This is a genomic window from Pedobacter sp. V48 (assembly GCF_000523515.1).
In the GTDB taxonomy this organism is placed as follows: domain Bacteria; phylum Bacteroidota; class Bacteroidia; order Sphingobacteriales; family Sphingobacteriaceae; genus Pedobacter.
The window spans coordinates 204,231-229,279 of record NZ_AWRU01000034.1; the positions used below are offsets into that span (position 1 = coordinate 204,231).

Annotated in this window: 15 protein-coding genes and 6 pseudogenes; 11 read left to right on the forward strand and 10 right to left on the reverse strand. The window is 38.6% G+C overall.

The window, feature by feature from the left end:
- Window positions 1–9 precede the first annotated feature (9 nt).
- The 6 genes and pseudogenes from N824_RS26255 to N824_RS26280 all read right to left on the reverse strand — a co-directional run bounded on the left by N824_RS26255 (window position 10) and on the right by N824_RS26280 (window position 12,320).
- Window positions 10–3,195 (reverse strand): annotated as a pseudogene (locus tag N824_RS26255) (SusC/RagA family TonB-linked outer membrane protein).
- 448 nt (window positions 3,196–3,643) lie between these two features.
- Window positions 3,644–4,129 (reverse strand): lipid-binding protein, encoded by a 486-nt coding sequence (locus N824_RS26260; RefSeq protein ID WP_048908074.1) that lies wholly within the window; start codon window positions 4,127–4,129, stop codon window positions 3,644–3,646.
- An 89-nt stretch (window positions 4,130–4,218) separates the two neighbouring features.
- Entirely contained in the window at window positions 4,219–4,791 is a 573-nt protein-coding gene (locus N824_RS26265) for a DUF5011 domain-containing protein (RefSeq protein WP_048908075.1), read from the reverse strand.
- 29 nt (window positions 4,792–4,820) lie between these two features.
- Window positions 4,821–6,332: a SusD/RagB family nutrient-binding outer membrane lipoprotein gene (locus tag N824_RS26270; RefSeq protein ID WP_048908076.1), complete on the reverse strand. Its 1,512-nt coding sequence runs from the start codon at window positions 6,330–6,332 to the stop codon at window positions 4,821–4,823.
- Window positions 6,333–6,342: 10 nt separating this feature from the next.
- A pseudogene (locus N824_RS26275) lies at window positions 6,343–9,522 on the reverse strand (SusC/RagA family TonB-linked outer membrane protein).
- Window positions 9,523–9,821: 299 nt separating this feature from the next.
- Window positions 9,822–12,320: pseudogene (locus tag N824_RS26280) on the reverse strand (M14 family metallopeptidase).
- A gap of 58 nt (window positions 12,321–12,378) precedes the next feature.
- Between N824_RS26280 and murF the strand changes: the two are divergent.
- The gene (gene murF, locus N824_RS26285; protein ID WP_048908079.1) at window positions 12,379–13,680 is read left to right on the forward strand and encodes a UDP-N-acetylmuramoyl-tripeptide--D-alanyl-D-alanine ligase; all 1,302 of its coding nucleotides are present in this window, start codon (window positions 12,379–12,381) and stop codon (window positions 13,678–13,680) included.
- On the opposite strand, the gene N824_RS26290 is transcribed toward murF, so the two are convergent.
- From N824_RS26290 to N824_RS26300, 3 genes are read right to left on the reverse strand one after another with little or no spacing between them, the layout of a single operon-like run.
- A complete protein-coding gene (locus N824_RS26290; protein ID WP_048908080.1) occupies window positions 13,672–14,142 on the reverse strand; it encodes a gliding motility lipoprotein GldH in 471 nt (156 codons plus the stop codon). The genes murF and N824_RS26290 overlap by 9 nt on opposite strands.
- Entirely contained in the window at window positions 14,135–15,601 is a 1,467-nt protein-coding gene (ricT, locus tag N824_RS26295; protein WP_052334275.1) for a regulatory iron-sulfur-containing complex subunit RicT, read from the reverse strand. The genes N824_RS26290 and ricT overlap by 8 nt, the downstream gene beginning before the upstream one ends.
- A 2-nt stretch (window positions 15,602–15,603) precedes the next feature.
- Window positions 15,604–16,752, reverse strand: coding sequence for an ATP-binding protein (locus tag N824_RS26300; RefSeq protein ID WP_048908081.1), 1,149 nt, complete (start codon window positions 16,750–16,752; stop codon window positions 15,604–15,606).
- An 82-nt stretch (window positions 16,753–16,834) separates the two neighbouring features.
- Between N824_RS26300 and ruvX the strand changes: the two genes are divergently transcribed.
- From ruvX to N824_RS38125, 10 genes and pseudogenes are all read left to right on the forward strand, one after another.
- Window positions 16,835–17,251, forward strand: coding sequence for a Holliday junction resolvase RuvX (gene ruvX, locus N824_RS26305; protein ID WP_048908082.1), 417 nt, complete (start codon window positions 16,835–16,837; stop codon window positions 17,249–17,251).
- A 20-nt stretch (window positions 17,252–17,271) separates the two neighbouring features.
- On the forward strand, window positions 17,272–17,907 hold the full coding sequence (locus N824_RS26310) for an O-methyltransferase (RefSeq protein ID WP_048908083.1): 636 nt from the start codon (window positions 17,272–17,274) through the stop codon (window positions 17,905–17,907).
- A 3-nt stretch (window positions 17,908–17,910) separates the two neighbouring features.
- Window positions 17,911–18,591, forward strand: coding sequence for a glucosaminidase domain-containing protein (locus N824_RS26315; RefSeq protein ID WP_048908084.1), 681 nt, complete (start codon window positions 17,911–17,913; stop codon window positions 18,589–18,591).
- A pseudogene (locus N824_RS26320) lies at window positions 18,591–19,433 on the forward strand (glycoside hydrolase family 73 protein). Before N824_RS26315 ends, N824_RS26320 begins: the two are co-directional and overlap by 1 nt.
- Entirely contained in the window at window positions 19,430–19,498 is a 69-nt protein-coding gene (locus N824_RS29995) for a hypothetical protein (RefSeq protein ID WP_235207338.1), read from the forward strand. The pseudogene N824_RS26320 and the gene N824_RS29995 overlap by 4 nt, the downstream one beginning before the upstream one ends.
- Window positions 19,499–19,548: 50 nt before the next feature.
- Entirely contained in the window at window positions 19,549–20,301 is a 753-nt protein-coding gene (locus N824_RS26325) for a hypothetical protein (protein ID WP_048908085.1), read from the forward strand.
- A gap of 404 nt (window positions 20,302–20,705) precedes the next feature.
- Window positions 20,706–21,200: pseudogene (locus tag N824_RS39360) on the forward strand (DUF3078 domain-containing protein); the annotation flags it as partial.
- A gap of 599 nt (window positions 21,201–21,799) precedes the next feature.
- A complete protein-coding gene (ffh, locus tag N824_RS26340; protein ID WP_048908087.1) occupies window positions 21,800–23,140 on the forward strand; it encodes a signal recognition particle protein in 1,341 nt (446 codons plus the stop codon).
- A gap of 81 nt (window positions 23,141–23,221) precedes the next feature.
- A pseudogene (locus tag N824_RS38120) lies at window positions 23,222–23,571 on the forward strand (magnesium chelatase domain-containing protein).
- Window positions 23,572–23,894: 323 nt separating this feature from the next.
- Window positions 23,895–24,056: an ATP-binding protein gene (locus tag N824_RS38125; RefSeq protein ID WP_306413939.1), complete on the forward strand. Its 162-nt coding sequence runs from the start codon at window positions 23,895–23,897 to the stop codon at window positions 24,054–24,056.
- 694 nt (window positions 24,057–24,750) lie between these two features.
- Here the strand turns inward: N824_RS38125 and N824_RS26355 are convergent.
- Entirely contained in the window at window positions 24,751–24,969 is a 219-nt protein-coding gene (locus N824_RS26355; RefSeq protein WP_048908089.1) for a hypothetical protein, read from the reverse strand.
- Between the last annotated feature and the right edge of the window lie 80 nt (window positions 24,970–25,049).

A 25,049-nucleotide genomic window follows, 5' to 3' on the forward strand; every position in this document is an offset into this window, starting at 1 on the left:
GTTAATAGATTAGAAAGTAACTTTTAAACTACCACCGATAGTTCTAACAGTTGGGCCTGCAGCAAATTCTCCAAAGTTTGAAGAAATATCATTGCCGTAGTTCGATCCTTCGGGATCAACAAAATTGTTTGAATCTGGTGTGAATATCAACAAGTTTCTACCCACTAAACTTACGTCTATGTTCTGTAATTTTAGTTTAGACACGAATGTTTTAGGCAATGAATAAGTAAATACTACCTCGCGAAGTTTAACGTAGTCACGTTTTAAAACAGCATGCTCATACATGGCGTTATTGCTTGAAGAACCCCAATAAGCATAAATGTTATTTACACCAATCTGATTCGTATTTTCGGCATATGTCATTGCTCCATTTACTACACCCATTTCTTTCACAGAGTTAGGAATTAGGAACGGCTGACGGAAGTTGAAAGTAGTTTCGGTAGAGTTACCAACAAAGTTATTCAACTGAGAAGTATATGAGTAGAAGTACCCACCTTTACGCCAATCTACCAATGCAGAAAGTGAGAAGCTTTTATAAGTGAATTTATTCGAAAACCCTACCTCAAAATCTGGACCTGCTTGACCAACTGTTTTCTTATCAACTAAATCCAATTTTGGTAATCCATTTGCTAGAACAACAACTTTACCTGCATTAGGACCAGATTTTACTCGTTCTACCTGAGGAACTTTATAAACACCTAACGGTTGACCAACTTCTGCAACAAAGTCTACAGAGTAAGCATTGAAGAATTGATATTGTTGAACACCATCAAATAAAGAGAGCACCTTACTTATGTTTTTAGTAAAGTTAACTCCAACATTCCATTGGAAATCTTCGTTTCTAAGAGGTGTACCTGTCAAAGCTACTTCAACACCTCTGTTTTGGATATTACCGATATTAATAGTTCTTGTGGTATAGCCTGTTTCTGCAGGAAGCGTTGCATCAACGATTTGATCTTTAGTTTTTCTGTTATAGTAAGAAACATCTAAACCTAAGCGATTATTAAAAAAACGTCCCTCAGCACCAAATTCAAACTCTGTTGTCATTTCTGGCTTTAAGTCTTGATTACCTAAACGTTTATTGTGTTGTAATCCCGCAACACCGTTTAAAGGCAATAAGATATTTCCATTAAGCAAAGGTGCAGATGCATTTTGATAGGTATTATAAATTAAATAAGGACTCGCATCATTACCTGTTTTACCATACGCCGCACGTACTTTTAGCATGTTTACGTTATCGGACTTAAGTTCTTTAAATAAATCTGTAACAATTAATGAAGCGTTTGCTCCAGCATAGAAATAACTGTTTCTATTAACTGGTAAGGTAGATGACCAATCATTTCTTAGAGCCACATTCACATATAAAAAGTCTTTGAAAGAGAAATCAAACGCACCGAATGCCCCAAACAAACGTCTTCGTACATCTTGAGATGCATTTACCGGGGTGCTACTTGTATTCAATAAACTATACCAGTTTGGAACATTTAAGCCAGTAACAAATGCGTCTAACGAATTGAAGCCTCTTTGGTTATAGTTACCGCCGGCTGTTGCATTTAATCCTATGTCTTCAGTTAATTTATAATCACCCTGTAACATTACGGTCGCATCAATCTGATTGTTTCTTCTATAGTTTTCACCATACCTACCTGTTACCGGCGCTTTTTTTCCTGCAGCAGAGAATGAACCAGGGGTATAGTTGATAATTGATCCGTAATCTCTTAAACGAGTGCTAGAAAAGTCACCACCTAAACGACCAATTGCGGTTAGTCCTTTAATCAACTTGTACGATAGGTCAACTTTACCATAAACACGATCATCCTGAGCAACTGCCTTATTATCTTTTACTACTTTATATGGATTTGAAGCATACAAAGTATAAAAGTTATCGTAGTTGTTGTATACATTGTCATAATCTTTTAGTGATGTCAAATCAATATCAACAGGCGTTTGAATTAATTCCTGAAATAACGTTTTACCACCATCTGCTGTTCCCTGACCACTAAAGATTAAGTTCGCATCTTTTCTCACATAGTTTAAGCTAAAGTTTGCTTCAAACTTGTCATATTTAGTATTTCCTCTGAATGAGAAGTTATTTCTTGTGTATCTGTCAACATTACCTGGAGTAATACCACGTTGTCCAACATTTCCATAAGAAAAAATTAACGAAGTATGTTCACCCCCTGCTGAAATTGAGATCTCATTGGTATGATCTAAACCAGTATCGTAGAAATTACGAACATTATCTTCAACATAGGCATAGTTCTTTTGCTGACGAACACCATCAACTTCAGTACCCCAGTCCTTAACAAGTCCATTCAATCTTGGTCCCCATGATCCATTCTCTTCAAAAGCAAAGTTAGGCCATCCTTGACCGAATTGATTCTGTGTAGTTGTGGTCATCAAAACATTACTGAAGTTTATTGCTCCGTTGTAAGTAATTTTTAATTTTTGATTTTGCTTAGCCGATTTAGTAGTAATCATTACCACTCCGTGTGCTGCTCTTGAACCATATAATGCTGTTGCTGAAGCTCCTTTTAAGATATCCATTGTTTCGATATCATCTGGATTGATATCATTTACCTGATTTCCTAAATCGACAGATCTAGTTGAAGTAACTTTTGTAGCATTATTGTCGTTGATTGGAACACCATCAACAACATACAATGGTTGATTACCGGTAAATGATGAAATACCACGGATGATAACTTTAGTCGATCCACCCACAGAACCTGAGTTAGAAATACTAACACCGGCAACTTTGCCCTGCACACCAGATAATGCATTCACATTGTTTGCAGCAGTAATATCTGCCGCCTTTATAGTCGAATTGGCATATCCTAAMRKKMTYRYCYGNNTGGTWTKKCMYATTGCTGTTACCACAACCTCGCCTAAAAGATTTGCATCTGAGACTAAAACTGCGTTAAGAACACCTGAAGTTCCAATTGCTCTACTTTGGGAAACATACCCGATGTAAGAAAATTCTAATGAGGTAACTGATTCAGAAATGCTGATTGAGTATTTACCTTTTGCGTCGGTCATCGTTCCGACTTTTGTACCTTTTACTACTACAGTTACGCCTGGCAATGGTAGCCCATCATCTTTACCTGTAACTGTACCAGTGATCGTCCGTTGCTGTGCCATTGCTGAGAAAGCAAAAAGCATTACCACGAACAAACTTTGTAGAAGTTTTTTCATGAAGAATAAAATTTAGGTTAGTTAATAATGGCCTAATATATAGCGATTTTGATATGCAAGCATATTTTTATTGCCGCCCAAAAAACAAATGACAATAAAATGACTTTTTGGCGTATTATCAAAAACTCAAAAACTACGCTTAAAAGAGAACTAAATTTCGAATATCAGTCGTAAAAGTTGATTTGATTTCGAAAATATCAAAAAATGCCCACTTTTAACGAATTAAAAATTGCTGCAAATATTGCACCCGATTTAAAGAGAAATACTTCAATGATTTTGGCTCACTTTATGCTATCGACCATTTTCGGGCACTCGGTGAAGCAGCAACATTCTCGCTGCTAAGAACTATATAAGTGTAAGATGAGCCTGAGTATGAATAAGCTATCGCCTTCTTTAAAATAAAAAAGCCAGCCCAATTGGACTAGCTTTTTTATTTGTATTGTATGGATTAATGATCATCCCCAGAGAATTTTGTTCTATGGTAGCCTCTAAGATTATAAGAATCTGGATCATCAGAAAATTTAATCGTCAATGAAATCGAATCTGTTACAGCTTTTGAGGAAGGACCTATAGCGCCATTTTTAATGATCTTACCATTTGTAATTGTCATTGTTAATGGTTCATCAGATTCATACTCTCCTACATTAGGGGCATTTTCTGCCGAAAATGTTAGGTCCTGAACATTCACATTAATTTTAGAAGATACATGCTGACCAGGGCCTGCCCAAAAACCACTTGCATCCATCCACATTTGAGTAGAAGAATTATCTGCGGTATTATAAGTTATAAGCTGATAGTAACCTCCCTCACCATCTATTTGCACCCACCATTCTCCAGACATGTCCTGAACAGCTGTGCCGCCAATAACCTCATCCTTCTTACATGCAGAAAGCATTATTACAAAAAGTGCTAGTATATATGTATATTTTTTCATGTCTTATGATTTTGATTATTGTTTACTAAATGATCTAACAGCAGTTCCATATCCAGCATTATCCAAAGCCCATGAGTAGCTACCGCCATTCATAGTTCCAACCGTGGRACTNNAAAAGCGCCCATAGGCGAGCCTTGCGGTGGAATTTGTATTGTTGACCCAGTTGGATTGATTGCCACAACCTTATCGGTGTTGCCTACAGCACCACCTGGGTTTGTAATAAAGTAAACCCCTGGAGCCACCTTAGCCCATACCGCAAAAGTAGCAAAACCAGCTCTTTTATAAGTCCCCGAATAATCATTCCCAGCAGCATCTGCTTTGGTATCATACACAACAACGTATCTAGCCTGTGACGCAGAAAAACCATCAGAGTTTGCGGCAGAATACGTAAGTGTATAAACCGCTGCAGCTGCAGTATTAACTTGTCCGTCGGTCTTAACATCGATTTCATCTTCACCAACCTTAGCCACAACCCCTGGATCGGTATAAGTCCCCCCTTTGGCCACAAACATATATTGGTCGCCATTTACTGTTAATATAGGATAAACAGTAACCTTTGAGATTCCAACCGTTCCTTCAGGATAATTAAAGGAATCGTCTTTGCATGACAAAAACGTCATGACCAAAATTCCTATAGCAATTATATTTAAATATCTTTTCATGATTCTATTCTAAATTATTAATCAATATCCTATTTTCCCCACCAAACTTTTGTATAGATCGGAACTTCAGCTGGTGTGTTTTTATTTCTATCTCTCGAAGATGCAGGAAAAACTAACCTTTTCGGGAACTTACCAGCTGTAACCCCATTCTTAGCATAAACCCATTCTCCTCTATGATTAGGTGAAGCGGCATTCTCAGGATCGTAAGACGGATCTGTTGAGTAAACCGGGCTGTTTTTGGGATAACCAGTTCTTTGTTGTTCAAAGAACGCTTCTATAGTATGTCCAGATCTTGGTAGCGAAGCCCATTTTTGAACGATAATTTGCTCTAACTTATCCTCAAACGAGCCTGCGCTTTTATATGCATACTTCCCTCCCGGAGCAATAAATGCCGCACCTCCGCTTTGAGAGGCTTCTGCAAATGCCGCGGTTACCCCAGCATCATATTTAGCTTTTGCTCCTGCGCCGCCAAAATAACGTTCTAAAGCCTCAGCCTGCATGAAATAAGATTCTGACTCATTTATAAACCATACTGGATCAGTTGCATCTTGAGCGGCAACTGTTGCAGATGAATATGATGGTTGTTCTTGAGCCGTTGCAGCAAAATCACCTTGATGCATTGCCGTAGGAGTTGCTGTTCCAAAATAAGTAACAGTTCTTAAATCTCCATTTTTAACTAACCAGGTAGTCAGTGTTTTACTTGCTCTGACGTTAGTAGTTGTATTTAATCTTCTGATATTATATTCGTAGAAAGGATTACTATTGTTAGGCGTTCCTTCAAACTCAGCAATACCAGCACTCGTTGTCAAAAAGTTAGCTCCATCAGCATACAGTTTGGTAATTCCGGCCTGCGCTTCAGCTGGCTTTGCATTCACCATTCTTAAATACATTTTTAATTTCAATGTATTCGCAAATTGAACCCAGCTATCCATGTCGCCATTGAATAGAAAATCACCTTTAGCCTGACTACTTGTTAATGGCGCTGAAAAGTCTTTAGCGAGCGCTGCGTCCATTTCAGCTAGTAAAGCAACATAAATGCTATAGCCATCATCAAATTTTGGCTGTAGGTTCGCGGCTCCCTGAAATGCCTCTGTGTAAGGAACCTGGTCATAAATATCAACCAACACCTGATAGGTATAGGCTTTCATAACTGTAGCCATTAAATTGTATCTCCAATCGCTTCTCTCCTGTGCCAGCTTTATAGACAAATTGAAATCAGCAAGTGATCCAGACAGTAACCTGTCGTAAGGACCATTCAGATCCACCCTGGTCAAATTATAAGTATCAATTGTTTTGTATTGATTAGAGGCATTTGATTGAGTCCAATACTGAGACCATATGCCTCCAAGTATTGTCAACTCGCCTCCTACAATTCCGGCTGTTCCCATAATTCCCGACGGAAACAATACCTCTGGAGAGGCCTGCTCTATTGGCGGGTTATTAGGATCAACATTTACATCCAATGTTTTCTTACATCCAAACGTTAAGAAAATCAGTGCTGATAAAATCAGTGGTTTATATTGTATATTAATTTTTTTCATCGTTCAAATATTAAAATGTAACTCTTAAGGATGCTCCGAAGAACCTTACTGGAGGAGCCGTTCTAAATTCACCGAACTCACTGGCCAAGTCAACACCCTGATTAGAAACCTCAGGGTCAATAGTTCTATTAGACTCCGGCAACCAGGTAAGTAAGTTTCTGCCAAAAACCGTAAATACAGCTCTATTAGCCGCTATTTTGTTTGCAATAGATTTAGGCAAAGTGTAACTCAATGAAGCTTCTCTTAATTTCAGGAATGTTTTATCCAGAATACGGTTACTATATACCATTGCCTTATTTGTTGTTGGATAATAGTAATCATCAATCAAACCTTCTGTAATTGGCGTCGTATTTTCCTCATACCTGATTAGGTTTCCATTCGCATCAGTAATCTTCTGTACTGAGTTAGGAACAATGAAAGGGCGACGATCGTTAAATGTTGATTTAACATCAGCACCAACAAAGTTCAACAAATCTGCTGTTCCAGAATAAAATACCCCTCCTTTTTGATAGTCAAGCGTAAAGCCTAGACTAAAGGACTTATAGGTAAACATATTTGTTAATCCCATAGAGTAATCTCTTTGAATATTACCATACTCCTTATTTGTAGCAGCAACCACAGGGAATCCGGTTCCATCTACCACAATCTTTCCATCAGGAGAATATTCTGGGCCAGGAGCTTGAAAAACACCTAGTGGTTTTCCTTTAATTGCTACCAGGTCTGCATCATAAGCATTGTTAATAATAACCTTATCTAAACCTGCTGGCAGTTCCATAACCATATTGCGCTGTCTGCTAAAGGTGTAGGTTAGATCCCAATTAAAATCAGTTGTTTTAACCGGTTTGATATTTAGTGCGGCCTCAATACCTCTCACCCTAACTTTACCAAAGTTCAAGATCTGAAATAAGTAACCACTACCTGGATCAATTGGAACAGGTAAAATTTGATCAACCCTTAATCTATTAAAGTAGGCTACATCTAAGCCAATTCTATCAGATAAGAACCTGATATCACCACCAAACTCATACTCTTTTACACGCTCTGGTTTAAGATTAACGTTATTTAATGTATTTGCAATAGAATATCCTGCTACGCCAGCTACCGGAAATCTAATGTTACCAAAGCCTAATGTAACGTTGGTTGCATTTAAAACATCGAAAACCCTGTATGGGTCAGTATCACTACCTGTTTCTCCATAACTTGCTCGTAATTTAAAGAAGCTTATTGGAGTGCTTTTCATATCAAATGCTTCAGAAACAACATATGCCAAACTCGCTGCAGGATAAAAATAACTATTGTTTCCTGTTGCCAATGTTGATGACCAGTCGTTCCTTCCGGCTAACGTCAGGAAGAGGTTATTTTTATATCCCAAGGTTGCAGAAGCATAAGCACCAAACAAACGTCTGTGTCTTTCAGTTTCTGTACTAGTTGGTTTATTCGCCGAGTTACTAAGACTAAAGAATCCTGGAATGGCCAGATCCTCTACAGCTGTAGTAAGAAAACGAGAACCCCTGTCATTATAGTTAACCCCAACTACTCCGTCTATATCGAAATCAGAGAAGGTTTTTTTGAATATCGCATTAAGTTTAGAGTCATATTCAAAAGTTTTAATAGACTCTTCTATCACTCTACCAACATCAGCTGCTCTTTTAGCACCCTCAACGTTTCCACCATCATTGTAACTACCCAAAGTTGGGGCATTTTTGTTGTGCCATTGTCTATCCCCTGCATTATCAACATCAGCTCCTTGTTGGAATTGTAACTTCAACCAGTCATTTACAGTGAATCCAAAATTAACGTTCCCATAAATACGATCATTTTTGTAACGACTACCATTCTCATATATAGAATAGTACGGGTTTTCTGCATAAGGAGTAAAGTAGTTGTCTACATTAAAAAACTTGTTTTTATAATCTCTTAGATCTTTAATGGGAATATCCTGCGGAATTTGAAGAATATCTTCGTAGAATGAGGAACCAATTCCTGATATCCCCTGTCCTTGTGCCACAAATTTTTGTGTTTTAGAAACATAGTTCACAGATCCTTCAATGTTAAAGTTGCCAATCACAGTTGCTGCCTTAACACTAAAGTTATTCCTTTTATACGAATCATTATCAGAAGGAAGATAACCATCACTCATTACATTTCCGTAAGAAAAATAATAGGTAGTTTTATCACTTCCTCCGCTTAAGGAAATATTACTATTAAATTCTGTTCCGTTTGTTAATGCATCTCTAACATTATTTTTAATAAATGAATAAGGTTTTAATAGTTGAGAATTGTCAACTATTGCACCCCAGGTTCTCATTTGTCCATCATACTTAGGTCCCCAGTTACCATTTTCAGATTCGATGAATGTACCATCCCATCCCTGACCAAAGGTAGATTGCGGTTTAAATACCGATGCCACTTGCGTGATGGTTGTAGCGTGTGAAAAATCAACAACCATTTTACCGGCAGTACCTTTTTTAGTAGTAATTAAAATTACACCGTTTGATCCTCTTGATCCGTATAATGCTGTAGCGGCAGATCCTTTAAGGATACTCATGCTTTCTACAGAGTTTGGATTAATATCGTTGGCATTATTACCAAAGTCATAGCTCTCATCCGATCCAATGCTTGAATTGTCCAAAGGAACCCCATCAATAACATACAGAGGCTGGTTACCCCCACTTATTGAAGTGTAACCTCTTAAGATAATTTTAGTTGAACCACCTGGTGAACCTGAAGTGTTTGATATAGTTACCCCCGCAACTTTACCTTGCAAACCGCCCAACATACTTACTGGGGCTGATTTGTTAATATCTTCAGATTTAACTGTAGTTTCTGAGTAACCGATTGTTTTCTTTGTTTTGCTAATACCCAAGGCTGTTACCACAACCTCTGTTAAGGATTTAGAATCAGACTGTAGAACAACATCAACAGTGTTTCCAGAAGCAGCTACTGTTTGCGAAACATAGCCCAAGTAAGAGAAAACGAGTTCCGCGGAAGCTGAGGGTACAGACAATGCATATTTACCATCGCCTCCAGTTTGAGTACCATTTTTTGTGCCTTTAACTACAACGGTTACTCCCGGAAGCGGCTTGCCGTCTTCCTTATMTGTAACCGTANMRSTAANNGWTCGRWWKWGYGYCNSGGYAGRGCCAGCTATGAAGGCCAAAATGAACAAACTTTGTAAAAGTTTTTTCATAAAAAGTTAGAATTTAGGTTAGTTAATAATATTTAAATATACGCATTTGATATGCGAGCATAAATAATTTAAGATTAGCCAAATTTAAATGACATAAAAATGACACAACAAACAAGCTATCAATATTGGGGAATACTCATTTTTCGAAATTTTATTCTGAACATTAACCATTAAGCACGGGAAATATTCAAAAAACAAAGCGAGACCTCATCTTGCCAAAATATTTAACATATTTTAACACTATATAGCATAAAATTTAACTATAGAGATTTATAATTTCAACATCAACGGCCTCATTTTCAAGAATATCTAGTTAACCARMAMKACNMKCWTNYGRTMWWCATCTGTTTTCCGTTTTCCCAGAAAGACCTGAAAAGTATATCACTTGCAAGGTAAATTACCGTCCCCTTCGAGACAGATTGAATACCAAACAACATCCCGTTATCGAGCTTTTTCAAAACGCCATTACCTACCACACCAGCCATATAACTATTTGGCTTTAAGACTCCTACACTCCAATCTTTATTTAAAAGCTCATAGATTTTATCATCCGTTTTCAAGGCATAATAATAATCTCCCAATCCAGCAGATATCGGATGGCTCTGATCCAGATTAACCTTAAAAATAGCTCCGGGAATGGTTTCCGACAAATCATCAAGATTGCGTTCACCATACTTTCTTGGCCCATTAACCTTTATGTCATTTTTTACACTCTCTCTCAACCTAATATTGAAAGGTTTTTTCCCGAGTGCACTTGAAATTGCATCTTCGAATAAAATTACCTTCCCTCCATTCTCAATCCAACTCTCCAATTTCTCATCAATATCTTCACTATAATTACCATCCGGCATAATCAACGTATTTATCTTATTGAGATCCAACTTATCTATGTTATACGCAGTTATCATCGTAACGGGGTAGTTCAGTTCTTGCTCAAAGAAATGCCAGGCCTCACCAACACCTTGAGTGGAGATTCCCGTTCCAGTCACAATAGCCACTTTGGGCACATTTAGAATAGGGTAAACATTTGAACCGAAATCTTTCCCCTTATCTACATAGCCACTTGCCGCCGTGTAAACTACAGCGTTTAGGTCTTTTTGTATACGGGAAATCTTAGACGAAAGCCCCTTTACTTGTCGCTCATTCTCTGTTCGGTACACCAATAATGATCCGGCAGGAAACACCTTAGTGCCAATAGTAAACGCTTGTTCAGCCGACCTTACCTTAATGTTTGCCCGCTGCAATGCAATAAGAACCTGCGCATCTTCAATCGAATTCCACTTAAAAATCCAGGCGTAAGGCTTATCTGCTACTTCAGAAGGATCTTTAACTTCCTCTAGAGCCGGATAAATCCCTTTTATAGATTCTTTACTTGCATATGCTTTTAAACCGTAAACATATGGCAAAGCCCACGCAGTAATGTCATAGGTATTAGAATCATTAACAGTAGTTTGGGGTTCAAACAACACATTAGCCAAAACAGCTTTGGGTTGCTGCAGATTTACAATCAGGTCATTCCTATCTACCTTAAAGCCTTCTACTTTCTTTGTTTCATAGTTATAGCCCCGCATACTCTTATCCAATCCAAACCCATACGCAATGCCATTCTTTTTAAGGAGCTCGGCAAGCTTTTTAACTTTACTCAGGTTTTGCGCCTTCACTACATATGTCTTATAAATACCCGGAGGGTTAGTAACCGCTTTTTCAAAATAGACTTTGAATTCCTTTACCAGTTTATCGGCATTTTTTGAAACCGCTTCAATAGTAGCCATACCGGTAGTATAGTGGTGACTGATTCTTTCCTTAAGTGTAAGTGTATCTCCATCAATAGTTACTACGGCCAAGCCTGCTCCAATTCCTCCTTGCTCATAAGTCATCCCTACCGCGCCATTATATAAGGGATAGGTATCTCCGTACGAGGGATAAAGCAGGTCGAAGCGTTCCTTAGTGAAATACTGCCATCCGTTCTCATCAAAATACTTTGCATTGTTTTTTCCAACGGTGACCTGAAATTCACGCTGCCAGGGGGTAACATCCTGATGGATCGGCTCGGCCGCAGGCGCAAAATAATACGGCTCGTTATAGCTTTGTTCGTGAAAATCCACATGAACCTCTGGCATCCACTCATGATATAACTTTAACCGCTGCTGTGTTTCTATTTGTGTTTGCCACGCCCAGTCTCTATTTAAATCAAAATAATAATGGTTCGATCTACCACTTGGCCAAGACTCAAAGTGTTCTCTTGCCATTGGGTTAGGATTGGGCCTATGCCCACTAACCGAGTTAAAATAACTCACATACCTTTCCCTGCCATCCGGATTAAGGCATGGATCTATAATTATAACGGTGTTCTTTAACCAGTCTTTAATGTCGTTCGTTTTTGCTTCAGCAAGGGCAAATATGGTTTTCATAGCCGTTTCAGTAGAACTCGCCTCGTTCCCATGCACATTGTAGCTTAACCACAATATAGCCGGCTGTTTGCTTTTCGGTGCTGTTGATGCCTCTGCTTTACTAAGACTTACATTATATTTTCTGATTTGTTCTAAATCAGCTATGTTTTCTTTTGAGGATATTACTGCAACGAATAGCTCTCTTCCTTCGTAGGTTTTACCATAGCTTACAATCTTGATGTTTTTTTCTTTATCGCTTATGTATTTAAAATAATCGACAACCTTATCGTGCGATGTAAATTTACTTCCAAGGGCATACCCTAAAAACTCATCCGGCGACTTTGTCTGAGCGCCTGCAACACTCAAACCAACAAGCAAAAACAAAAAAGGAAGGAAGAAGTATCTCATATTGATGAATTAAGACTCCAAAATACTAATTTTACCATATTAATTATTCATTTTATCTATGGCCACTATCGAATCCCTTTATCAGCATTACTTAAAGCATCCCGTTATATGTACCGACACAAGGAATATAACTCCTGGTTGCTTGTTTTTTGCCCTAAAGGGTGATAATTTTGATGCCAACACTTTTGCAGAGAAGGCCCTTACAAATGGTGCAGCATATGCTATTATAGATAACCTTGCATACAAAACCAGCAAGCAGTGTATTTTGGTGCCTGATGTGCTAACTACATTACAAGATCTTGCCAAACATCACCGCTCACAATTAGATATACCGGTTATAGGTTTAACTGGCAGCAACGGCAAAACAACCACCAAAGAACTAATAAAAGCTGTTCTTTCCGAAAAATATAAAACCTTTGCCACCAAAGGAAACTTAAACAATCATATTGGCGTTCCCCTTTCTATTCTATCATTAACAACTGACACCGAGATTGCAGTAATAGAAATGGGTGCCAACCACCAAAAGGAAATAGCGTTTCTGTGTTCTATAGCGCGGCCTACTCAGGGTTTAATTACCAATGTTGGCATGGCCCACTTAGACGGCTTTGGAGGGTTTGAAGGCGTTAAAAAAGGGAAGGCAGAACTCTATGCGTATCTAAAGAACAATCATGGCGTTGCCTTTGTCAACCGGAATAACCCTTACCTTTTGGAAATGAGCACTGCTGCTGATCTTGATAAGGTTATATATTACGGCACAGCGTCAACAGATACAATATCAGGAAAGCTGATCAAAACAGACCCATTAATTGAAATTTCATGGTCAAACAAAATGGCAAGCTATCAAACATTTGTTAATTTAACCGGCTCTTACAATTTCGAAAACATATTGGCGGCCATATGCATTGGGGCATTTTTCGATGTTACTCCGTCGGCAATAAACAAAGGTCTTTCTGGATATTATCCTAATAATAATCGTTCACAAATCACAAAAACGGAGAACAACACAGTGATATGTGACTTTTATAACGCGAACCCTAGTAGTATGGCTGCTGCCCTAAATAACGTTTCTCTTTTAACTGCCGACAAAAAAACTGTAATTATTGGAGACATGTTTGAGCTTGGTCAGGAATCGGCAGAGCAACATGATCTTATTGCCAAACAAGCCGAACAGCTTAATGTAGAAACACTTGTTTTTATTGGGAAAGACTTTTACGCATTAAAAAATAAATACAAAGGGCACTACTTTAATACCAGGGATGAGGCTCAGGAATTCCTAAAAAACAACCCCATAAGGAATAGTCTTGTTTTACTTAAAGGATCCAGAGGTATGGCACTAGAACAACTGCTTCCTTTACTTTAGTTCGAGCTTTATTCCTGCATCACTGATCTCAGCAAGCGGATTATCTCGCATATTCTGCTCTATTTCCAACTGATATTTACCGGCAGCGGGGAATTTATAGTTGGTAAGCAAAGGCAAATTATAGGTAAACAAATTACCTGAACCCGAACCGTTCCACTGCCCGTCTGGTTGGGCTAATCTATACTCATAACGTCTGGTATGCTTTTCCTGCCCACTTCCACTTATATGGAATAAGACAAAAATATTTGAATACCTGTAATCGGCCGTATGGCGCAATTTAAAATAGATATTATAAGGCTTACTGCTGTCCGTAATTTCAACTAATGTTTTAACTTTGTTAGGATAGCCCCAATTACGTGCAGGCATAGACAGGTTGCTATCCACAAGCGTATTGGTATCGCATCCGCTAAAAAAGAGAACGATTAAAACTGAGGACAACAGTAAAACTTTAAAATTATTCATCCTTAGGCTTTTCCTTTTGTTTTTTCCTTCGGTTATTGTTTCTATTTCTATTCCTGTTAGCCGACGGCTGACCAATGGCGCCAGGTTGTTCAGGAACAACACCTTCGGCAGCCTGTACTACAGGCTTATTAGCTGGTTTAGGCTGTTGACCTTGTTTCGGATTCTGAGCAGGTTTTGATCCCTGTGCAGGCTTAGGTCCTTTCTCGGGTCTGGCGCCTTGTACAGCTGGCTTAGGCCCCTGTGCAGGTTTAGCATTTTGAGGAGGTCTTGGTCCTTTTTCAGGCCTGTTTCCGCTATTCCTATTTTCGTTGGTCTTGTTAGGATTGTTTCTATTATTCTTGTTGCCTTTATTTCTAGGTTTATCGTCTAAACGGGTTAAACTATCCTGTCCAACAACATTTTCATAATCAGGTATTTTCTCTACAACGGCTACCGGAGTTAACTCAACAGCCTCTTCTTTAAGATTAATTGGCTTCTGTCCGCGTTTATTCATTGCCATAATCTCTTTCACACGGTCAACTTTTAGTGGGATCCAATCTTCTGTATTAGGATAACTGAACCACATAATCTTTTTAAAGATGTCTGTTTTTTGGTGACGTGCAACTCCAATTTCAGTTTGTAGGCTTTCGATACGATCAGGAATGTCTTTTAATGCATCTAAATACGTATCAAGCTCATAATTTAAGCAACATTTTAGCTTGCCACATTGCCCCGCAAGCTTTAAAGTATTTAAAGAAAGGTTCTGATATCTGGCCGCAGCTGTTGATACCGTTTTGAAATTGGTTAGCCAGGTAGAACAGCAAAGTTCGCGGCCACAAGACCCAATTCCACCTAACCTTCCAGCTTCCTGACGCATTCCAATCTGGCGCATTTCAATCCTGATTCTAAAGGTTTCGGCCATCTTTTTAATCAGCTCCCTAAAGTCAACACGACCCTCTGCAGTATAAAAAAACGTGGCCTTAGTTTTATCTCCCTGATAATCAACATCACTGATTTTCATGGACAGACGTAAATCTAAAGCAAGGGTACGTGCTTTATGCATCGTTTCCCATTCCAAAGCCTTAGCGATCTTCCATTTTTCAACGTCTGCTTCAGTAGCTTTTCTGTAAACTTTTCTGGTTACCTGATCAATAGTTGCTTTACGGCGTTTCATCTGCATGCGTACCAATTCTCCCGTTAAGGAAACATGGCCGATATCATAACCGCCGGTAGGACCTTCAACAGCGATTAACTCACCTATTTCGAGGTATATGTTCTCGCTATTCAGGAAAAATTCTTTCCTGGCACCCTTAAATTTAACTTCTATTACTTGAAAAGGTATATAATTTGAAGGCATGTCAAGATTAGACAGCCAGTCGTAAACTTCCATTTTTCCGCATCCTCCAGTAAGGCAAGAGCCATTACTTTTGCAACCCGAGGGGGCACATCCGCCACCTGTAGAACAACTTCCACATCCCATAATTAACTATATATATATTGAGTCCCTTTCGGGAGCGTTTTAAACTTAATTATTTTTACTAGTTGTAAAGATACATCTAAAAACAGAATTTTAGGATTTGCATTTCTCTCGATATGATAGTGCGCCTTTTCCAATTCCGAAATAATGGCATCTGCCATATTAAGATTAAGTACATGGGTTGATAACCGTTTTGCCGTGTCCATTGCCGAACCAGGCAACTTAACCAGCTCTTCTGCGCCACTTAATAACAGGCTGCATTCTCTTAAAAAGCTGATCCCGTACTTTAAAAAATTCTTTTGATTTTCTCTCCCCCAGCCAGCAATCTGATCTACAAAATTGGTTAAATCTAAAACCCTGTTGCCATATCCCATCCTCAGCCATTCAGCAAATTTATCGGCATTTTCATTTTGTGTATTGGCCACCAATTGCTTGGCTTCAATCAAATTTCCATCTGCAAGAAAGCTATATTCTGTAGCCTGATTTTCTGATAGGCCAAATTCATCCATCAAATAATTTTCAACAGTAGCATGTGGCAGTTTAGGAATCTTAACAATCTGCGTCCGCGACAACAGCGTAGAAAGAATCTGCTCCTGGTTATTTGCTACTAAAATAAACAATGTATTTTGCGGTGGTTCTTCAATAATCTTCAATAAGGAGTTTCCTTCTTTATCCAGATATTCTGGTAGCCACATGATCAGCACCTTCGTCTCAGCCTCAAAAGCTTTATAACTTAATTTTTTGATGATATCATGACACTCGGCAATGTTAATATTTGCCTGTTTATTCTCTGCACTTAATTTTGATCGCCAAATATCCATATCAAAATAAGGATCAGCAAGCACCATACTCCGCCATTCATCTAAAACATCTACTGCTGTTTTTACATCTTTAGAAGCAAAAAACGGGTAAGAAAAATGCAAGTCTGGATGAATATATCTTTCATACTTTCTACACGACGAACATTCGCCGCAACTATCATCAGCCTGTTTATCAAGACAGTTAATATATTGAGCATAGGCAATTGCCAAAGGCAATGCACCACTTCCTTCCGACGAAAGAAACAACTGCGCATGACTTATCCTATTCTCAGCAAATGTTTGTATCAATTGCTGTTTTATGCTTTCCTGACCTATGATATTCTTAAACTGCATTTGGTGCAAAATAGCAAAATTTTAAGACTTGCCTATAGCCGCTATTAAAGTTGACCTCCCGGATTTTATTATCTTTGCCCATATGCCCAGAATTTTAGCTTTTGATTATGGAACCAAGCGTATCGGATTAGCCGTTACAGACCCCCTGCAAATTATTGCCACAGGACTTGATACCATACACCCTAAAGACGTTATAGAATATCTGAAAAAATATCTTTTAACAGAACAGGTAGAGGCTTTTGTTTTTGGCGATCCAAAGCAAATGGATGGTTCTCCTTCGGATTCTGCACAGCATGTAAAAGGCTTTGCCAGAACCTTAAAAAGAACCTTTCCTGATATCCCCCAGCATTGGATTGATGAACGGTTTACTTCTAAACTAGCCCATCAAACAATTATGCAAAGCGGATTAAAAAAACAAGACCGACAAAATAAAGAGCGCGTAGATACCATCGCGGCTACTATTATTTTGCAATATTTTATGGAGCAGCACCGTTTATAGATTGCATTTATTAAAATTATATGAGCTTAATCAGCGATGACATGCAGCAGCTTTTGCTTAATTACTGTGAACCAGAAAGCGAATTGCTACAAAAAATAGATAGAGAGACCAATTTAAAAGTGCTGATGCCACGCATGCTTTCAGGCCATTATCAGGGTCGGGTGCTTAGCTTTCTAAGCAAAATGATAAACCCCAACCGGGTTTTAGAAATTGGCACTTTTACCGGCTATGCTACCCTTTGCCTTGCTGAAGGATTAACAGAAAACGGAATCATTTATACCCTGGATATAAATGAAGAGCTGGAAGATATGGTACGCCGCAGCTTTGCTCAATCGGATTATAACAGCAAAATAAAATACATCCTTGGCGATGCAACCCAAACGGTGAATTCATTGGAAGAAACCTTCGACCTTGTGTTTATTGATGCTGATAAGAAAAACAATGGCACCTACTATGATCTTGTTTTCAACAGAATCAGGCCTGGTGGACTCATTATAGTGGATAATGTGCTGTGGAGTGGAAAAGTACTGAACACCAATCAGGATAAAGACACTAAAAATATCACTACATTTAATGACAAAATTGCGGCAGATGACCGTGTAGAAAAACTCATTTTACCTGTTAGAGATGGGTTATTTATCATCAGAAAAAAATAAGGTATGTTTAAATCATTACTGTTAGTTTGGCTTAGTGCTATCACCATAACATTTAGTGCAGGCGCTCAAACCACAGCAGAATATATTGCAGAGCATGCAGCATATGCTCAAACCCTGATGCGGGAACATAAAATACCTGCCAGTGTTATTCTTGCTGTTGCCATACACGAATCAGCATCCGGCACAAGTAAAATTGCCCGGTATCTTAACAACCATTTTGGAATTAAAGGCGCAAACAGCAATACCGAAATTCGTTCGTCCTATAAGGATTACCTCTCCGTGCAGGAGTCTTATGATAGTTTTATGGAATTCTTAAAAAGCCGATCATCTTTTACCTCGCTTTTTGAGAAATATGATCAGTTTGATTACAGAAACTGGGCAAGAGGTATACAGCGTGGTGGCTATGCCAGAAGCAGAACATGGGCATCACAGATCATTGGAATCATTAAAAAAAATGACCTTTCGCAGTATGACGAACGGCCTGATGATTATGCAGAACCACCTGCACCTGTTGTGGCTACCAGATCCAGATCTGCAAAGAATTCAAGATCAACATACACAGTTAAAAGAGGCGATAGCCTAAATAAAATAGCAAAATTGAGGGGAACAACTACAGCCTCACTAATGAAAAAAAATGGGTTAAAAGGCGCTGCGCTTAAACCCGGACAAAAACTTGAATTATAATGAACAAAAGAATAATTATCCTGACCGCCGTCGTGCTATTTTTCTCTGCCTGTAAAACAAAAAAGTACAGTCGCAATAATAAAGCGATCGAAAAAGCAGCAGACAAAGCAAATCCGGAATATAAATCACGTACTACAGTAATGTATATTGACGAATTCAAAGGCGTGGCAATTGAAGAAATGAATAAATATGGTATTCCGGCAAGTATTACATTGGCACAGGGCATTATTGAGTCGGGAAGTGGAAACAGCAGTTTGGCAAAATATGCAAACAACCATTTTGGCATCAAATGTACTTCTGAATGGAAAGGCAAGGGATATTATAAAGACGACGATAAGGCCAATGATTGTTTCCGGGTTTATAAGGATGCCAGAGAATCTTACCGCGACCATTCTGAATTCTTAAGAAGAAAGCGCTACAGTTCCCTTTTTGAGCTTGATAAAAACGATTATAAAAACTGGGCTGTCGGTTTAAAACAAGCCGGTTATGCTACAAACCCTAAGTATCCGGATCTGCTGATCAATACCATCGAAAAGTATCAGTTGTATTTTTATGATATGCCAGAATCTGAGAATGAAAAACTAAAACGCGAAGACCGTGTTTTCTCAGAAATCAACGCGAACATCCCTCAGGAGAAGAAAAAATTCACTCCCGTAGCCACGCCACCTTCAAAACAAGTAATTAAAACTCCTGATACATTAAAAATAAGTGATCCTGCTGTAGTAATTAACACTCCTGATCCTGTTTCCTCAACAACGTTAGAGAGCCCTTACANCTRWRANMRSAAGRGSATACTCTTTACAACATCTCCAAACGTTTCAACATCTCTGTTGACGATATAAAGGCGCTAAACAACCTTGCAGACACTGGCATCAAGATTGGACAAAAGCTTGTGTTAGTTAAATAATGTTAATGTTTATTAAGCGCAGATAGTTATCTTGTAGTTTTGTATCTCCAATGAGATTTTTTAGCCTGTTATTAATCCTTTACTGCACAACGCTAACTGCAATGGCCCAAACCAATACGGTAAAAGGCTTTGTGGTTGACAAAGATTCGAAGCTTCGCCTGGCTAAAGTGTACATCTATAACGCCAGCAAAGACGAGGGGATTTACAATACCCCCAAAGGTGAGTTTTCTATAAATGCTGCTGTAGGAGACACTCTGTACGCTGTATTGCAAGGTTATGCGGTTGATACACTTATTCATCACGGTCAGAAAGCAGTGTACTTTCAATTGAAATCACTTGGCATTAACTTGCGTGAAGTATCCATTACCGGCAGGAAATATACCCCTAAAGAATCGCACGCCAATACACTAAAAGAGTATAAGTACGCGCTGGATAAGGGTAAAGCAAAAGACCTGCTCAACCTTGGGCTGGGAGGCGCAGGCCTGGGTATAGATGCAATTTACAATCTGCTAAGCAGAGATGGTAAAAACGCCCGTCACCTTCAAAAAATACTTGAGCGTGATTACCACGAGGCGATTATAGATTATAGGTTTACGCCAGATTATGTAAAGAAAGTATTGCAGTTGGGCGACTATGAAATGGAGGATTTTATGCAACAATACCGTCCTACTTATCAATTCGTTTTAACAGCCTCAGACTATGCTTTTGTTGTATATTTAAGAAACAGTTATGCCAGCTACAAGCGGAATCCGGCTGCCTTTAGGTTACAGCCACTTCCTAAAATAAAAGTAGAAGAGTTTTGAGACCCTTCTTTCTCATATTGTCTAAATTACCGGCCAATGCAATGGCTATTTTCCCTTTTATCATCTTAAAAAACAAAGCCCTAAAGGTTGATAAGGTACTAATCAATCATGAACGGATACATTTTAGACAACAGCTTGAACTGCTTATTCTACCTTWKWWCWKYWTSWAWKYWSTAATGTACCTGATCAACCTGATCAGATATAAAAATCATTATTTAGCTTATTTTAATATCCCGTTTGAAAAAGAAGCCTACAGCTTTGATGCTGATCTATCGTATTTATCTCATAGAAAAGCATTTGCGTGGATTCGTTTCGTCAGCAAAAAACCATAGATAAGCGTAAGTTTTGCAATTAGTTTATTAATAAACTTTTAATAAGTCACATTTTTGTTTTTCTTTGTAGTAATGAAGAGTTTTAATATCTGCCTCTTGTTACTGTTTATCACCTCATCAAACCTGATCGCTCAGGAGATTGATACTGTTCCTATTGAAACCAAAGGACTGGAGATAAAATTAAAGCGTAGTCCTTTACCATCCAGGACCGGTATACTGAATTACACACCCGTAAAGATTCCACCGGTAGTGATTGCCGAAAAAATCAATTACTGGAAAATAAGGACTTCTGTTGGCATTAACGTCAATCAAGGTAGCTTTTCAAACAACTGGAAAGCTGGGGGGGTAAACTCTCTTGCCGTTGGCGGGCTTATCAACTACCGTGCGGAATATAGAAAAGAAGGCTACGGTTATATAAGTGAGGTCATGCTTGAGTATGGCAAGGTGAAAAACAAAGACCAGCTGCAAAAGAAAACCAGAGACAGAATATTTTGGGACAACAAGGCCGATTTAAGATTATCTAAAAGCTGGTATTTCTTTGGATCCATAACATTTGAATCCCAATTTGACAGGGGATATGCCTATTATAGAGATGGTAACAATGAAGAGCAAGCCTCTCTTGTTTCTAAATTCATGTCGCCAGGATATTTAACCGAATCAATCGGTTTCGAATATAAGCCTGTTGGGTATTTTTCAACAAGGATTGGTACAGGTACTGCAAAACAAACATTTAAACTGGACACAACCTTCAATGAACAATACAACAAAGGTAATTATGGCGTTGAGGTTGGTAAAAACTTCAAAAACGAGCTCGCTTTTCAGATTGTAAGTAATTTTGACAAGCAAATCTTTAAGAATGTAAACCTGAAAGCCAGGTATCAGATGTTTATTCCCTACGACAGGCCTTTGGTACATGTTGATCATCGTTTAGATGTAGAGCTAAGGTCTCAGATAAACAGATTAATGAATGTGACACTTACTGGCGTAGGATTATTCGATAAAGACTCCGATCCGGAGATCCAGGCGAGTCAGGCGCTCGCACTAGGTGTGGCATTTACGTTCCCTCGTTAATATTCTACATAAAGATTACGGATATTGTTAGCTGTATCATGCAAAATTAATAACTTTGCAATTCACAAAAAATTGAACACTAAGCATTAAAGAAAATGTTTGAAAATTTACAGGATAAGTTAGACCGTGCGTTTAAGGTTTTAAAAGGACAAGGAAGTATTACAGAGATCAACGTGGCCGAGACCATGAAAGAAATCCGTAAAGCCTTATTAGACGCCGACGTAAATTATAAAACAGCTAAAAGCTTTACGGACGACGTTAAAGAAAAAGCATTAGGTTTAAATGTTCTTACAGCTGTTTCTCCGGGCCAGTTACTTACCAAGGTAATGAATGACGAGCTTACTGCTTTAATGGGTGGCGAGGTAACGGAATTAGATTTAAAGAACAATCCTACTATTATACTTATTGCCGGGTTAAACGGTGCTGGTAAAACTACGTTTACCGGTAAATTAGCCAACTTCCTTAAAAGTAAAGGCAAGAAACCGCTATTGGTAGCAGGCGACGTATATCGCCCTGCGGCTGTAGATCAGTTACAGATTTTAGGTGAGCAGATTGGAGTACCTGTTTATTCGAACATTGCCTCTAAAGATCCCGTTGGCATAGCCTTAGAAGGCATTGCTGAAGGCAAAAAACAAAACAATAATGTAATCATTATAGATACGGCCGGTCGTTTAGCAATAGATGAGCAGATGATGGATGAGATCGCTGCCGTAAAAGCCAGTACTAAACCGCACGAAATCCTGTTTGTTGTTGATGCCATGACCGGACAGGATGCGGTTAACACGGCAAAAGCATTTAACGATAGATTAGACTTTACCGGAGTTGTATTAACCAAATTAGATGGTGATACTCGTGGTGGTGCTGCACTATCAATTAAATCTGTAGTAAACAAGCCCATCAAGTTTATTGGTACAGGCGAGAAAATGGAAGCCCTTGATGTATTCTATCCTGAAAGGATGGCCTCAAGGATTCTGGGCATGGGTGACGTGGTTTCCCTTGTTGAGCGTGCACAACAGCAGTTCGACGAAAAAGAAGCTGCAGAACTTCAAAAGAAAATCCGTAAAAACAAGTTTGATTTTAACGACTTCTACAATCAGATTCAGCAGATCAAAAAAATGGGTAACATGAAAGACCTTATGGGCATGATACCTGGCGTTGGCAAAATGATGAAGAACGTTGATATTGAAGATGATGCATTTAAAAGTGTGGAGGCAGTAATTCAGTCGATGACTAAATTTGAACGTGAAAACCCTGATAGCATTCAGCAAAGCAGACGCTTACGTATAGCCAAAGGTTCGGGAACAAAAATCGAAGAGGTTACAAAACTGATCAAACAATTTGAAGACATGCGTAAGGTGATGAAGCAATTCTCTAACCCGGCCGCAGCTGCAAAAATGATGAGGAATATGCCAAAGATGCCTCAGGGTAAAATGTAATTTCAATAAATTTCACAAATTCCAACCACTTAATGTCTAAATCAATATAGTTTAGCAGTACAAATTATTGTACGCAAAATTATGCTCCCCAAGGCGTTTGGAAGCGCTGTTTTCGGGGTTAATGCTTTAACCATTACCATAGAAGTGAGTATTGGAGGGGGAAACAGGTATCATATTGTTGGTTTGCCCGAAAATGCCATTAAAGAAAGTTTAAGAAGAGTTGAAAGCGCGATTCAATCAGCTGGCTTAAAATGCCGAGATAAAAGATCGTCATCAACCTGGCTCCGGCCGACATCCGTAAAGAAGGGTCTTCATACGATCTGCCAATTGCGATTGGCATCCTTGCTGCATCCGGGCAAATAGAAAGTCCTGAAATAAGCCAATACATCATTATGGGAGAGCTTTCTCTGGATGGCAGCTCCAATCCATAAAAGGTGCCTTACCCACCTCTACACAGGCTAAAAAGGCCAAATTTAAAGGTTTTATATTGCCCCTGGATAACTCAAGGGAAGCAACAATAGTTAGTAATCTGCTAGTCTATGGAATGCGAAACCTTGCCGAGGTGGTCTCTTTTTTTAACGGAACTCAAAACCATGAGCCAGTAATTGTAAATACCAGAACCGATTTCTTTAAAAATGTGAATCGCTATCCTCATGATTTTTCTGAATGTAAAAGGACAAAAAAATATAAAGCGTGCACTAGAAATTGAAGCCGCAACCTTATTTTTATTGGCCCTCCCGGTGCAGGTAAAACTATGCTGGCAAAGCGGCTTTCAACCATTTTACCCCCTTCAAATTTACAGGAGGCACTGGAAACCACAAAAATACATTCTGTTGCAGGAAAGCTTAGTGCCGCAGATACCTTAATGACAGAACGCCCTTCCTGCAGTCCGCCGGAGCCAGTTTTGATGAAATAACCAGATAGCTAAAGTAGATTAGATAACTAAATGCCTTTGCCTTTTCTTCTTTTAATGTTTTTAGTCCTTTTGTGAATTTSARKKKTKAATGATTGTGACTGTTTAACCTGTAATTCTAGAAAGTTTAAAAGATTATCTTCTATCCATTTGGGTTGCTGGTCTTCTAAGATTAGCTTATTCTCTGATCTACTATATTCAAGGCAGATTTTTGGTAGATCTTCAGGGGTTACATTTACAGCAACAAGAGTTGATACCAAAGGAAAATTTGCCATTAATAGAGGAATAGTATTTTGATACATCTCTTGGATGGTGTCAGGCTTAACAAGGTGAAGTCCCGATTGGTATCTTCTTTCCGCTCTTTGGAGGCATAGACTAATGGTGTCTGTGTGGAATAGTACTACATCGATAGTGTTATCGGTATTGAAATTTTTGGTAGAAGTTATAAAATCATAGTGATTTTGGTAACCCAGGTTTAATTCAATTACAAAATTCTCTCCTTTAAAAAGCTCTTTTCTTACCAGCTCATTAAATCTTAAATTACCTATGTCTTTATAATCTGAAAAGCCTTGGGTTTTATAGCGATTAGCAATTTGATCTGGATCTAATATGGTAAGCCCATTGGGTACAAGCGAACTCCCTGACGTACTTTTGCCAACACCAGGAGGTCCTGCAATGATGTAAATTTTAGCTAAAGCTAGATGTTTTCTACTCGACCATCAGCGTACTCAGCTACCATTTTGCCATTTTTTTTATAGACCAGTGGCTGGCCAATAGAAAATAGATAATTACGAACGTAAGCTTTTTCCTTTTCTTCCCATCTTTTTAATTCTTCAGGTTGCATATGAAAGGGTGATTTTTTCATGCGTCCCTTTTTTACAAAGTCTTCTTCAGAAATAATACCTTGATTAATCATATTACAAAGTTAAAAACTTAATAGTCCATCTTTTCACTCTCTGTAAAGATACAAAAAATGATAGATTGAAAAAAAGAATT